Annotated in this window: 13 protein-coding genes; 6 read left to right on the forward strand and 7 right to left on the reverse strand. The window is 62.9% G+C overall.

Translation table 11 applies throughout. The features are described 5' to 3' along the window. Positions 1-80 precede the first annotated feature (80 nt). On the forward strand, positions 81-608 hold the full coding sequence (locus DM373_RS19140; RefSeq protein WP_110995066.1) for a DUF3617 domain-containing protein: 528 nt from the start codon (positions 81-83) through the stop codon (positions 606-608). On the opposite strand, the gene folE2 is transcribed toward DM373_RS19140, so the two are convergent. Both folE2 and DM373_RS19150 read right to left on the reverse strand, forming a co-directional pair. After that, on the reverse strand, positions 609-1,496 hold the full coding sequence (gene folE2, locus DM373_RS19145; protein WP_110995067.1) for a GTP cyclohydrolase FolE2: 888 nt from the start codon (positions 1,494-1,496) through the stop codon (positions 609-611). A gap of 25 nt (positions 1,497-1,521) precedes the next feature. Next, complete coding sequence (locus DM373_RS19150; protein WP_110995068.1) at positions 1,522-1,899, reverse strand: glutamine synthetase; 378 nt, start codon at positions 1,897-1,899, stop codon at positions 1,522-1,524. A 114-nt stretch (positions 1,900-2,013) separates the two neighbouring features. On the opposite strand from DM373_RS19150, the gene zigA reads away from it, so the two are divergent. The 3 genes from zigA to DM373_RS19165 are packed head-to-tail and all read left to right on the forward strand — an operon-like array spanning position 2,014 to position 4,865. Continuing rightward, positions 2,014-3,222 (forward strand): zinc metallochaperone GTPase ZigA, encoded by a 1,209-nt coding sequence (gene zigA, locus DM373_RS19155; protein WP_110995069.1) that lies wholly within the window; start codon positions 2,014-2,016, stop codon positions 3,220-3,222. Beyond that, the gene (locus DM373_RS19160) at positions 3,219-3,851 is read left to right on the forward strand and encodes a DUF1826 domain-containing protein (protein ID WP_110995070.1); all 633 of its coding nucleotides are present in this window, start codon (positions 3,219-3,221) and stop codon (positions 3,849-3,851) included. Before zigA ends, DM373_RS19160 begins: the two co-directional genes overlap by 4 nt. A gap of 39 nt (positions 3,852-3,890) precedes the next feature. After that, positions 3,891-4,865, forward strand: coding sequence for a CobW family GTP-binding protein (locus DM373_RS19165; RefSeq protein ID WP_110995071.1), 975 nt, complete (start codon positions 3,891-3,893; stop codon positions 4,863-4,865). Here the strand turns inward: DM373_RS19165 and DM373_RS19170 are convergent, their stop codons facing one another. Further along, positions 4,866-5,258 (reverse strand): DUF3301 domain-containing protein, encoded by a 393-nt coding sequence (locus DM373_RS19170; RefSeq protein WP_110995072.1) that lies wholly within the window; start codon positions 5,256-5,258, stop codon positions 4,866-4,868. 120 nt (positions 5,259-5,378) lie between these two features. Between DM373_RS19170 and pdxY the strand changes: the two genes are divergently transcribed. Beyond that, on the forward strand, positions 5,379-6,251 hold the full coding sequence (gene pdxY, locus DM373_RS19175) for a pyridoxal kinase PdxY (protein WP_110995073.1): 873 nt from the start codon (positions 5,379-5,381) through the stop codon (positions 6,249-6,251). Here the strand turns inward: pdxY and DM373_RS19180 are convergent. After that, a complete protein-coding gene (locus tag DM373_RS19180; protein ID WP_110995074.1) occupies positions 6,248-6,733 on the reverse strand; it encodes an acyl-CoA thioesterase in 486 nt (161 codons plus the stop codon). The two genes, pdxY and DM373_RS19180, sit on opposite strands and share 4 nt — an antisense overlap. A gap of 325 nt (positions 6,734-7,058) precedes the next feature. On the opposite strand from DM373_RS19180, the gene DM373_RS19185 reads away from it, so the two are divergent. After that, on the forward strand, positions 7,059-8,819 hold the full coding sequence (locus tag DM373_RS19185; protein WP_110995075.1) for a cation:proton antiporter: 1,761 nt from the start codon (positions 7,059-7,061) through the stop codon (positions 8,817-8,819). A gap of 140 nt (positions 8,820-8,959) precedes the next feature. Here DM373_RS19185 and DM373_RS19190 read toward each other — a convergent pair whose 3' ends face one another. The 3 genes from DM373_RS19190 to uvrD form a co-directional block, all read right to left on the reverse strand. Continuing rightward, complete coding sequence (locus tag DM373_RS19190; protein ID WP_110995076.1) at positions 8,960-9,367, reverse strand: SMI1/KNR4 family protein; 408 nt, start codon at positions 9,365-9,367, stop codon at positions 8,960-8,962. 114 nt (positions 9,368-9,481) lie between these two features. Beyond that, entirely contained in the window at positions 9,482-10,333 is an 852-nt protein-coding gene (locus DM373_RS19195) for a Tim44 domain-containing protein (RefSeq protein ID WP_110995077.1), read from the reverse strand. A gap of 187 nt (positions 10,334-10,520) precedes the next feature. Beyond that, positions 10,521-12,704, reverse strand: coding sequence for a DNA helicase II (uvrD, locus tag DM373_RS19200; protein ID WP_110995078.1), 2,184 nt, complete (start codon positions 12,702-12,704; stop codon positions 10,521-10,523). Positions 12,705-12,935 lie beyond the last annotated feature (231 nt).

Genomic DNA, 12,935 nt, shown 5'->3' on the forward strand with positions numbered 1-12,935 from the left:
GGGTGGCTGCAACCTGCAAGGGAAAATGACGTCTAACGGCACAGTCCGGCCGGAGCCGGTAATTCGAGGAGCTTTCATCCATGAAGATTCGTCTGCCACTGCTTGCCCTGGTCCTGGGCCTGGGTAGCCCGTTGGTTCACGCGCAGATGCTGCAACCCGGCCTGTGGGAGCTGACCACCAGCAACATGCAGGTCGATGGCAAGCCGTTACCCGACATGCAGTTCATGCTCGGCCAGTTGAAGAATCTGCCGCCGGAGCAGCGGGCGATGATGGAAGGCGCCTTGGCCAAGCAAGGCATCAGCGTGGGTGGCAAGGGCGTGCGTTCGTGCCTGACCCCGGAGCAGGTCAAGACCAACGACATCCCGCTGCAAGACCCTCAATCGGGCTGCACCCAGAAGATCACCGACCGTACCGGCAATGTCTGGAAGTTCCAGTTCAGCTGCCCGAAAGCCCAGGGGCAAGGCCAGGCCACCTTCCTCAGCGACAAGGAGTTCCTGACCAAGGTCAACGGCACCTTCAATGCCTCGGGTGTGCAGCAGCAGGGCAGCATGGACACGCGGGCGGTATGGTTGGGCAACGACTGCGGCACCGTGAAACCCCGCAGTTGATCACCACCGCCAGCGGCTGACAGCGACTGCGTCGTGGGCATGCAGGCTCTCTGCATGTTCCACGCGCACGCTGAACGCGCTCACCCACGGCAACTGGCGCAACGCCAGGTGCAGGCGCCGCGCGGCGTCCTCGCAGAACATCAGGTTCTGCCCGTTCGCCAGGGCGAATGCCTGTTCGTCGGCACGCTTCACGGCGGTTTGCACGGCTGTTCCCAGGGCTTGCTCGGCCCGGTCGATCAGTTCAGTCAGTGGCCACGCATCAGCGCCTGGCCGCACCTGTAGCTTGGCCATGCTCCGTTGGCTGTGCGGTGTGGCGACGATGCCACTGCTGCTGCCCAGCCATTGGCGTACGCTGTCTCGGTCCAGCGGTTGGCTGGCGAAATCCTGGTCGAACTGCGCCTGGATGAGCTGCCGGGCCAGTGCAGCCGAGCAGGGGCAAGTGGAGGAGTAGGGAATATCCACGGATAGTTCCACGTGGAACATTTCATCTTTCAGCTGTGCATCGAGCCGTACCGGATAGCGTTTCCATCCGGCCAGAGGGCTGATCAACGCTGGGCGTTTGAGCAGATGATCGAACTCCAGGCGCAAGTACGCCGTGCTGGAAAGGCCCTGGTGGCTGAAGAGAAACTGCTCGAGGGTCTGGCGAATCAGCGGCAGGCTCAAGGGCTGGTGTTCGAGCGCTTCCAACGCCAGGTACAAGCGCGACATGTGAATACCACGCGCAGAACCTTCGTCCAGGCTGACGCCTGCGCTGGCATGGGCGCTCAGGCCGCGGCCTTCCACCTGCAGCGGCAGGGCGATGCCGCACATGCCTACCCAGTCCAGCGGCAAGCTGTGTTGGCTGCTTTGCGTGGCGATATCGGGCAGGGAAAGGCTAAGGCTGGTCATGAAAGGTGTCCTGAAAAAGTAGGGCTCAACGGCAACCACCGAGCAGGCTGCAGTGCAGATCGAAGCGCTGGCCGCTGGAGCTCGAGACGCGATTGAGGGTGGTCCAGCCGATACGCCGGCTGTAACCGACCCAGGCTTCGCCATCGCTGGCCAGGCCAGTGAAGAAGGTGAGCGTGCCGTAGCGGCTGTTGGTTTGTGCCCACAGCCGTTTGCCCTGCACTTCGTAACCGCGCAGGTAGAAGGTGCTGCCTGCGCTGCGCACGCTGTAGTAGTTGCCCTTGCTGTCCTGGCAGGCCAACAGCGTGGCGCTGCGCGTACACAGCGCCAGGTCGGTGCGGGGCATGGCCAGTAAAGAGGCCGGCAGGGCAATCAGCAGCAATGCGCTGGCATGGGGCAATTTCATCGATGAGGCACTCCAGGCAACCCTTTGGTCGAGACGGCTTGGCGAAATTGTATTGTTATAATATAACATGACGCAATGCATCGTTTCGAATGCGCCTGCCCGATGAGGTCCGTCATGCCCAACCGTCTTCCTGTCACCGTACTGTCCGGCTTCCTCGGCGCCGGCAAGAGCACGCTGCTCAATCACGTGTTACGCAACCGCGACAACCTGCGGGTTGCCGTGATTGTCAACGACATGAGCGAAATCAACATCGACGCCAGCGAAGTGCAGCGCAACGTCAGCCTCAACCGCGCGGAAGAAAAACTGGTGGAGATGAGCAACGGCTGCATCTGCTGCACCCTGCGCGAAGACCTGCTGGAAGAGGTTGCACGCCTGGCGCGTGAGGGCCGCTTCGATTACCTGTTGATCGAGTCGACCGGGATCTCCGAACCGCTGCCGGTGGCAGAGACCTTCACCTTCCGTGACGAACAAGGCCGCAGCCTGTCGGACATGGCGCGGCTGGACACCATGGTCACCGTGGTCGACGGGCTCAATTTCCTGCGTGATTACCAGGCTGCCGACAGCCTGGCCAGCCGCGGCGAGACCCTTGGTGAAGAGGATGAACGTTCGATCAGCGACCTGCTGATCGAGCAGGTCGAGTTCGCCGACGTGTTGCTGCTGAGCAAGATCGACCTGATCGGCCAGCACGAACGTGAAGAGTTGATCGCCATCCTGCGCAGCCTAAATGCCCGGGCGCAGATCGTGCCGATGGTCATGGGCCAGGTTGCGTTGTCGCGAATCCTCGACACAGGCCTGTTCGACTTCGATCAGGCGACGCAAGCGCCGGGCTGGCTGCAGGAGCTGCGCGGCGAACACGTGCCGGAAACCGAAGAGTACGGCATCGCCGCGACCACCTGGCAGGCTCGCCGGCCGTTTCACCCGCAACGCTTCTTCGACTTTATCCACACGCCCTGGAGCAATGGGCGGCTGCTGCGCTCGAAAGGGTTTTTCTGGCTGGCCAGCAAGTACCAGGAGGCCGGTAGCTGGTCGCAGGCAGGCGGCATGATGCGCCATGGCCTGGCCGGGCGCTGGTGGCGCTTCGTCCCGCGCGAGCAGTGGCCGCAAGATGAAGCGGATAGGGCGGCGATCCTCAAGCAATGGTCGGTGGACACCGGTGACTGCCGTCAGGAACTGGTTTTCATTGGGCAGAACATCGACTTTGCGCAGTTATCCACAGCGTTGGACGCCTGCCTGCTGAGCGAGGAAGAAATGGCCTTGGGGCCCATGGGTTGGCTACGGCTGGCAGATCCGTTCGGCCCTTGGATCGAGGAGCAGGCGGCATGAGGCTGGCGGCCCGGGTTGTGGATATCTGCCAGGTCTTCGGGCCGTCACCCACGGTGATGACCGACATTCTCAAGGATGGCGTCAACCTGGCCGTCTGGCAGCGCCAGTTGCCTGCCCAGGTCGAGGATTTCTGTGCGCTGGTGCTGAGCCTCGGCCAGACACTGGCGGACGAGCGGGTGATCGATGTCGACGAGCAGCAACCGCCACAGTTGCCGGGGCTGCTCAGGGAAGCGGCCGATCTGCATGGCTACGAAGGTTTCGTCGCCGATGTGGCATGGCTGGTGGCGGCCTACACCTGCCTGCTCGGTGCACGGCGCATCGGCTTGCGCCTGCGGGTACTGGATGGCGCGATGTGCCCGCGTTTCCATGTGGATAACGTGCCGGTGCGCCTGCTCACCACCTATGCCGGTAGCGGCAGCCAATGGCTGGAGGAGGGCGCGATTGACCGTTCAAGGTTGCAACTCGATCAAGCTGCTGTGGATAACATCCGCCAGTTGGCGGCGGGTGACGTGGCGCTGCTCAAGGGCGAGAAATGGATTGGTAATGAAGGTGCAGGCCTTGTCCACCGCTCGCCGCTGACGGCGCCCGGCGAGCGACGCCTGCTGCTCAGCCTTGACTGGCTGGCCTGACGGGGCATAGTGGGCCACGCACTTGCCTGATACCTACTTATGTTGCAGAACATTCCCACCCATGTAATCGCAGGCCCTCTGGGCGCCGGCAAGACCAGCCTGATCCGCCAGTTGCTGGTGCAGCGCCCGGCCAACGAGCGCTGGGCGGTGCTGGTCAACGAGTTCGGGCAGATCGGCCTGGACGCGGCACTTCTGGCGCGTGATGACGATGGCATTGCCATCGGTGAAGTGGCGGGGGGTTGCCTGTGTTGTGTCAATGGCATGCCGTTCCAGGTTGGTCTAGGCCGCTTGCTGCGCAAGGCGCGCCCGGACCGGCTGTTCATCGAGCCTTCTGGGCTGGGTCATCCCCGGCAATTGCTGCAGCAGTTGGGGCAGGCGCCGTGGCAGGCTGTGCTGGCCGTGCAGCCGCTGGTGATGGTGCTGGATGCCCAGGCACTGGCCAAGGAACAATCGCTGCCTGAAGCGCAACAGGCGGCTTTATCGGCAACCGCACTCGTGGTTTTCAATAAGTCGGCATCTGTGGATGAAGCCAAGCGCCTGTTGATAACTGCGCGATTCCCCGGGCTGCCGGGGGTCTGGACGGATCATGGGTCCTTGCCGTTGGACCGCTTGCCAGGTTTGTCCACAGTCGCTGACGTCGACGCAGCTTTGCAGCGGCTGGCTGTGGGCAAATCTATCGCCGCACCGTCAGCGCTGTGGACAGATCCATCCGAGCCGATCTGCCAGGCCAGTGAGGGTGAAGGGGGTTGGAGTGTGGGTTGGCGCTGGCACCCCAGTCAGCGTTTCGATCCTGTGCTGTTGAACGCCTTTTTGCATGCCTGGCCATGGCGCCGGGCCAAAGGGGTTATCCACAGCCAGCAAGGCTGGCAGTCGTTCAACGGCCTTGAAGGCCACGAGCCCGAGTGGCAGCCAAGCGAGTGGCGCAGGGATTCACGCATGGAGTTGATCTTCGCCCAGGCCCAGCCATTGGCCGAGCTGCAAGCCGCGCTGGCGGCGTGCCGACTGGGTGGCTGATCAGTTGTGCCAGCGGTTGTGCTCCTGGCGCCACTGCTGCATCTCGATGACGTTGTCGGTGCGTGGCGGGGTCTTGATCTCGAAGGGGTAGGGCGCCAGCTCGATCTGCACACTGTGCGCGCCGAACTGTGTGACGGTACCCGGGTGGCGTTGCTCGCCGGTGACGGTGAACTCGAAGTTGTAGATGCGTGCCAGGCGCTTGCGGCCATTGGCGTCACGCACGAATGCGATGCGTTTGAGCGCCACGGCGTCGTCCAGCAGCTCCAGGTCGAGCTTTTCGCAATGCTGCTTTACCCTGGCCAGGGCTTTTTCGCGCAGCCCGTGGTTGTGCCACAGCCAGGCGCCGGCAGTCGCCACCAGCATCAGGACGAAGACGTTTTCGAGGGTCAGCATTTGCGTAAGCTCCAGACAGGTCGAGCCAGCTTAACTGTGCCGCTGGCCTGTCGTACAGATGGCATTCGGGTTCATACTGCGGGCCGCACATTTGTTCACACAGTTTCGGAATCGTCCTGCATGAAACGTACACCGCATCTGCTCGCCATTCAGTCCCACGTGGTCTTTGGACATGCCGGCAACAGCGCCGCGGTGTTTCCGATGCAACGGGTCGGGGTCAACGTCTGGCCACTCAACACCGTGCAGTTCTCCAATCACACTCAGTATGGACAGTGGTCGGGGGAAGTGCTTGCTCCAGCGCAAATTCCTGCGTTGGTGGAAGGCATTTCCAACATCGGCGAACTGGGCCATTGCGATGCGGTGCTGTCGGGTTACCTGGGCAGTGCCGAGCAAGGGCGGGCAATCCTGGCCGGTGTCGCGCGGATCAAGGCGGTCAACCCCAAGGCGCTGTACCTGTGCGACCCGGTCATGGGCCACGCCGAGAAAGGCTGCATCGTGCCCGCCGAGGTGAGCGAATTCCTGCTCGAGCAGGCCGCCGCCCAAGCCGACATCCTCTGCCCCAACCAGCTGGAGCTGGACAGCTTCTGCGGGCGCAAGGCGCAGTCCCTTGAAGATTGCGTCGGCATGGCCCGTGGCCTGCTGGAGCGTGGGCCGCAGGTGGTGCTGGTCAAGCACCTGAGTTATCCGGGGCGCGCGGAGGATGCGTTCGAGATGCTGTTGGTGACGGCCAAGGAAAGCTGGCACCTGCGTCGCCCGCTGCTGGCCTTCCCGCGTCAGCCGGTGGGGGTGGGCGACCTCACCTCAGGGCTGTTCCTGGCCCGGGTGCTGCTCGGCGACAGCTGGGTGCAGGCATTCGAGTTCGCCGCGGCCGCAGTGCATGAGGTGCTGCTGGAAACCCAGGCCTGCGCCAGCTACGAACTGCAACTGGTGCGGGCCCAGGACCGCATTGCCCACCCGCGCGTGCGCTTCGAGGCGCAGCGCCTGGTTTATTAAATGGCGTCGGTCTTCAGGTCCTGATAGCGCTGCTCCAGCTCCTGGCGGATCTGGCGGCGCTGTTGGCCCTGCAGGAAACGGCGCTTTTCTTCGCTGTTGAGCGGTTGGCGCGGCGGCACCTTCACCGGGCGACGATCATCGTCCACGGCGACCATGGTGAAGAAGCAGCTGTTGGAATGGCGTACCGAACGCTCGCGGATGTTCTCGGTGACCACCTTGATGCCCACCTCCATCGAGGTATTGCCGGTGTAGTTGACCGATGCCAGGAAGGTCACCAGCTCACCGACGTGCACCGGCTCGCGGAAAATCACCTGGTCCACCGACAAGGTGACCACGTAGGTGCCGGCATAACGGCTGGCGCAGGCGTAGGCGACTTCGTCGAGGTACTTGAGCAGGGTGCCGCCGTGTACGTTGCCAGAGAAGTTGGCCATGTCCGGTGTCATCAGGACGGTCATAGTCAACTGGGCGTTTCCAGGTTCCATAGTGAGCTCACGGTGAAGTTGCGCTGAAGCGGGGCTGGTATCTGCTGACACTTCTGTTCCCCTCATAGAGGTTTCCCATCCTGGTACGGGACGTCGGCTGACGCTCCATCGTCACGCCGATCTTGCCATCAGCGGCGCCGGTTCGGCCGATCTGTTTCTGCATATTGCATCGGCATTTTGCGGCAGGGCGCGATGTTAACCTGACGGGGCCCATGCAACGTGGGCTTTTCCATCTATTACAACAGTATGTGCCTGCTTTCTGCGTCAGACGTTTCCGACGGAGGAGTGGTCCGCCACGTGCATCGACACAAGGAGTACTCGCGCCATGCATGCCATCAGTTTCATCCAGGATCTGGCGGTGATCATGCTGGTCGCCGGAGTGGTCACCATCCTCTTCCATCGTCTCAAGCAGCCCGTGGTGCTGGGCTACATCGTTGCCGGCTTCATCATCGGCCCGCACACCCCCCCCTTCGGCCTGATCCACGACGAAGACACCATCAAGACCCTCGCCGAACTGGGGGTGATCTTCCTGATGTTCTGCCTGGGCCTTGAGTTCAGCCTGCGCAAGCTGTTCAAGGTCGGGGCCACGGCGTTCATCGCTGCGTTCCTGGAAATCGTGCTGATGATCTGGATCGGCTTCGAGATCGGCCGCTGGTTCGGCTGGAACACCATGGATTCGCTGTTCCTCGGGGCGATCCTGGCCATTTCCTCGACCACCATCATCGTCAAGGCGCTAAACGACCTGAAGATGAAGAACGAGCGCTTCGCCCAGCTGATCTTCGGCGTGCTGATCGTCGAGGACATCCTGGGCATCGGCATCATCGCATTGCTGTCGGGTATCGCCGTCAGTGGCACGGTCAGTTCCGGGGAAGTGTTCTCGACGGTGGGCAAGCTGTCGCTGTTCATGATCGTCGCGCTGGTCATCGGCATCCTGCTGGTGCCGCGGCTGCTGGCCTATGTGGCGAAATTCGAAAGCAACGAAATGCTGCTGATCACCGTGCTGGGGCTGTGCTTCGGTTTCTGCCTGCTGGTGGTGAAGCTCGAGTACAGCATGGTACTGGGGGCCTTCCTGATCGGCGCGATCATGGCCGAATCGCGCCAGTTGCTGAAGATCGAGCGGCTGATCGAGCCGGTTCGCGACCTGTTCAGCGCCATTTTCTTCGTTGCCATCGGCCTGATGATCGATCCCTCGATTTTGCTCGAGTACGCCTGGCCTATCGTGGTGATCACCCTGGCAGTGGTGCTGGGCAAGATGCTCTCCTGCGGCATGGGCGCATTCATCGCCGGCAATGACGGACGCACTTCGTTGCGGGTGGGCATGGGCCTTTCGCAGATCGGTGAGTTCTCGTTCATCATCGCGGCGCTGGGCATGACCCTGCAGGTCACCAGCGACTTCCTGTACCCGGTCGCGGTGGCGGTGTCGGCCATCACCACGCTGCTCACGCCCTACCTGATCCGTGCGGCCGACCCGCTGTCGATCAAGTTGGGCAAGGTAATGCCGAGCCGCTTGTCACGGGTGCTGTCGCTGTATGGCGAGTGGTTGCGCAGCATCCAGCCCCAGGGCGAGGGCGCGATGCTGGCGGCGATGATCAGGCGGATCCTGTTGCAGGTAGGGGTCAACCTGGCGCTGGTGATCGCGATCTTCTTCAGTGGCGGTTATTTCGCCGGGCGTATCGGCGAATGGCTCAGCGAGTGGGTGACGGATGTCAGCCAGCAGAAGGCCCTGATCTGGGGGGCGGCGCTGCTGCTGTCGCTGCCGTTCCTGATTGCGGCTTACCGCAAGCTCAAGGCGCTGTCGATGTTGCTGGCGGAGATGGGAGTCAAGCCGGAGATGGCCGGGCGGCACACGCAACGTGTGCGCAGGGTGGTCGCCGAAGTGATCCCGCTGCTGTCGTTGCTGGTGATTTTCCTGCTGCTGTCGGCACTGTCGGCAAGCATCCTGCCAACCAGCGAGCTGCTGTTGATCATTGCGGTGGTGGCGGCGGGGGTGGTGGCGTTGCTGTGGCGCTGGTTCATCCGCGTGCATACGCGGATGCAGATCGCCTTGCTGGAGACGCTGGAGAACAACCGCGATCATTCGCACTGAGCGAGGGAACGCTCTCTGCGCGAGATTTCATCGTCGTCCGAGGGGATGGAGCGGTAGCGATGTCGCCAGGCGCAGAAAGCCTGGCGATTCTACGGGTATTCAATGGCTATGGGCCATTACTTTATGCGGGTATTTCTCATTCAGCTTTCCAGCCAGACATCCCGTGCCCAGTGCCAGACCGATTCCCAGCTGTCTTCACCGATGGCTTCTTCTTCCGCTTCCCAGAGCACTACGGTGCCGTCTTCTTCGACGCAGTAGTAGTTGTCACCGTCCTGGCACAGTGGGATCAGGTCACGCGGTACACCGGCGTCCCAGGCATTGGAGGCAACGTCCGGCAGGTAAGTATGGGATTGCGGGTCGGTGACGGTCACAGGTTCCAGCGAGCCGTACACGACATCGCTGACGGTCAGCAGGAACTCCTTGAACACGAACGGAATGTTGATGAACAGCTGTTCCTCGATCTCGACCAGTTGGTCTTCGTCGGGCAGCTCCAGCGGCACCGGTACCGGCTCGTTGGCTTCACGCAGTTGTTCGATCACTTCTTCCACGGTTCACATCCTCTAGCCTTGATGACAACGCTGCGCGTTATACCCTAGTAGGCCGCTCTGGCAAAAGCAAAAACCCCGGGACAGGCCCGGGGTTTTTTGTGCAACGTGCGCGGGTTAACCGTTTTGGCGGATACCGGCGAGCATCCAAGGCTGGTTTTCGCCTTGGGCGCGTTCCATGTGCCAGCTCTCGTTGAAAGCCTCGCCCTGGTCGAAGCGCGAGGTCTTCGACACGCCACGGAAGGTCAGAGTGGCGATGGTCTTGTCGGCGCGGTCGTCGACGCCTTCCAGCTGTACATCGAGGTCGTCGATGTAGGTGGACTGGAAGCCCTCACCCTGTTCGGCGCGCTCACGCTTGAGGAAGTCGAGCATTTGCGGGGTGACGAACTCGGCGATCTTGTCCATCTCGTTGGCGTCCCAGTGCTGCTGCAGCGACTGGAAATGCGAACGGGCGGCGGCCAGGAAGCTGGCTTCGTTGAACCAGGCCGGTGCGTTGATGGTCGGCGCGGCGGCAGCTGGTGCGGCGGAACCGCCGAAGATCGACTGCGGGGCGGCCTGCGGCTGGGCTTCGCGCTGGTACGGGGCGTGGCCGGCAGCAGCGTGTTGCGGCTGTTGCTGGCGACGGCGCGCGGCGATGAAGCGGAACACCAGGAAGGCGATCAGGCCCATGATCAGGAAGTCCATGATCTGCATGCCCTGGAAACCGTCACCCATGAACATGGAAGCCAGCAGGCCACCGGCGGCGAGGCCGGCCAGGGGGCCCAGCCAGCGCGAAGCGCCGCTGGCGGCGGCCGGCGCACGGCCTGGAGCGGTAGGTGCGGCGGCAGGTGTGGTCGGTGCGGCCTGGCGAGTCTGGTGCATGGGCGCTGCGCCCGAGCTCTTGCCGCCACCGAAGCGCTTGGCGTTGGCGTCGAGGCTCAGCGTCAGGCCGACGCAGAGCGCCAGAGCGATGCTAAGAAAACGTTGCATAAGTTGGGGGTTCCCATTTTGTGGATTGCACGCGCGTCATGGTGCACATGAACCTGTGACCATGGCTAGCGACAAGATGTTTCGAGCTTTTGCCTGACAGGTATCGAGTTTCGATGTTCCAGGCCTGCTAGATCATCGCGGGGCAAGCCCGCTCCCACGAACTTTCGTGCTTGCCCCGCGATCTGGCTCAGATAGCCTCGAGCTTCGCGTACCCCAGCATCAACCACTTGCTGCCTTCGGCGAAGTTCACCTGCACCCGTGCCTGGGCGCCTGCGCCCTCGAAGTTGAGGATCACGCCTTCACCGAACACCGCGTGCTGCACGCGCTGGCCGAGGTTGAAGGCGGTCTCGGGGATGCTGGCGTTGGCGAACAGGTTGCTGGCCGGGGCCTTGGCGCCGCCGAACGGGCGGCTGACCGAGTTCGACAGGCGTACTTCCTGAACCAGACCGGCCGGAATTTCGCGTACGAAACGCGACACCTTGTTGTAGGTTTCGCTGCCGTACAGGCGACGGGTCTCGGCGTAGGTCATGATCAGCTGGCGCATGGCCCGGGTGATGCCCACGTAAGCCAGGCGGCGCTCTTCTTCCAGACGGCCGGGCTCTTCCAGGCTCATCTTGTGCGGGAACAACCCTTCTTCCATGCCCACCAGGAACACGTAGGGGAATTCCAGGCCCTTGGCACTGTGCAGGGTCATCAGCTGGATGCTGTCCTCGTGCTCGTCGGCCTGGGTGTCGCCGGCTTCCAGCGAAGCGTGGCCGAGGAACGCCGACAACGGCGTCAGGTCGGCATCTTCGTCGCTGGTCTCGAAGTTGCGTGCGGCGCTGACCAGTTCTTCAAGGTTTTCTACCCGTGCCTGGCCCTTTTCGCCTTTTTCTTCCTGGTGATAGATGATCAACCCGGACTGCTCGATGACCGTCTGGGTCATCAGGTGCAGCGGCATGTCCAGCACCTTGGCGGCAAGCTGCTCGATCAGTTCGATGAACGCGCCCAGGGCGCTGGCGGCGCGGCCCTTCAGCGCTTTGCCGGCGAGCAGCTGGCACATCGCTTCCCACATCGACACCTGGCTGTGGCGGGCATGGTCGCGGATGGCTTCGACGGTTTTTTCACCGATGCCGCGCGGCGGCACGTTGATCACCCGCTCCAGGGCGGCGTCGTTGCCGCGGCCCTCGAGCAGGCGCAAGTAGGCCATGGCGTTCTTGATCTCGGCGCGTTCGAAGAAGCGCTGGCCGCCGTAGATGCGATAAGGAATGCGTTCGCGCAGCAGGGCCTCTTCCAGCACCCGCGACTGGGCGTTGGAGCGGTACAGGATGGCGATTTCGTTGCGCGCATTGCCCTGCTTGATCAGGCCTTCGATGGTCTCGACCACGTAGCGCGCTTCATCGTGCTCGTTGTACGCGGCGTAGAGGGTGATCGGCTCACCCTCGCCCATGTCGGTCCACAGCTCCTTGCCCAGGCGCCCGCTGTTGTTGGCGATCAGGGCGTTGGCGGCCTTGAGGATGCCACCGGTGGAGCGGTAGTTCTGCTCCAGGCGGATCATCTCGGCGTCAGGGAAGTCACTGGTGTACTGGTGGATGTTCTCGATTTTCGCGCCGCGCCAGCCGTAGATCGACTGGTCGTCGTCGCCCACCGCCATCAGGCTGTCGCCACCGGCGCCGAGCAGGCGCAACCAGGCGTACTGCACGGCGTTGGTGTCCTGGAACTCGTCCACCAGGATGTGCCGGAAGCGACGCTGGTAGTGCTCGAGCAGGCCCGGCTGGTCACGCCACAGGTCGAGGGCGCGCAGCAGCAGCTCGGCGAAGTCGATGACCCCGGCGCGCTCGCAGGCTTGTTCGTAGGCGCTATAGATGTCGCGCATGGTGGTCAGGTACAGGTCGCCGCCAGCCTGGATGTGGCGTGGGCGCAAGCCCTCGTCCTTCTGGCCGTTGATGAACCACTGGACCTGGCGCGCCGGCCACTTCTGTTCGTCGAAGCCGAGCTCGCGGATCACCCGCTTGATCAGGCGCTGCTGGTCGTCGCTGTCGAGAATCTGGAAGTTCTGCACCAGCCCCGCTTCCTGCCAGTGCGCCCGCAACAGGCGGTGGGCGAGGCCGTGGAACGTGCCGACCCACATGCCGGCCGGGTTGATGCCCAGCAGTTGCTCGATCCGCTGGCGCATTTCCGCCGCCGCCTTGTTGGTGAAGGTCACCGACAGGATCGAATGTGGGGAGGCCCCTACGACCTGGATCAGCCAGGCGATACGGTGCACCAGCACCCGGGTCTTGCCCGAGCCGGCACCGGCCAGGACCAATTGCCGCCCGACCTGGGCCGCTACGGCCTGGCGTTGAGCGTCGTTGAGGGAGTTCAGCAGGAGGGAGAGGTCATCATTGCGCATCCGGCCATTCTAGGGCCGGGCAGGGGGCAGGGGCAAACGCCGCCGACGCAAATCGCCAGGCGGGCGATTTACCGTTCATCGGCATGGCTCGCCAGCCAGCGTGGTTGAGCGGTCGCATTTGGACGGGCGGGACAATTTCAAAATCATGACCCAGAGCAGTTTGGTCCGACGCGGTGCTTGTGTATTCTCCCTGCACATTTGTGGTCTGCCATAACAAAAACACAACAAGAA

The organism is Pseudomonas sichuanensis, from assembly GCF_003231305.1.
Lineage (GTDB): Bacteria > Pseudomonadota > Gammaproteobacteria > Pseudomonadales > Pseudomonadaceae > Aquipseudomonas > Aquipseudomonas sichuanensis.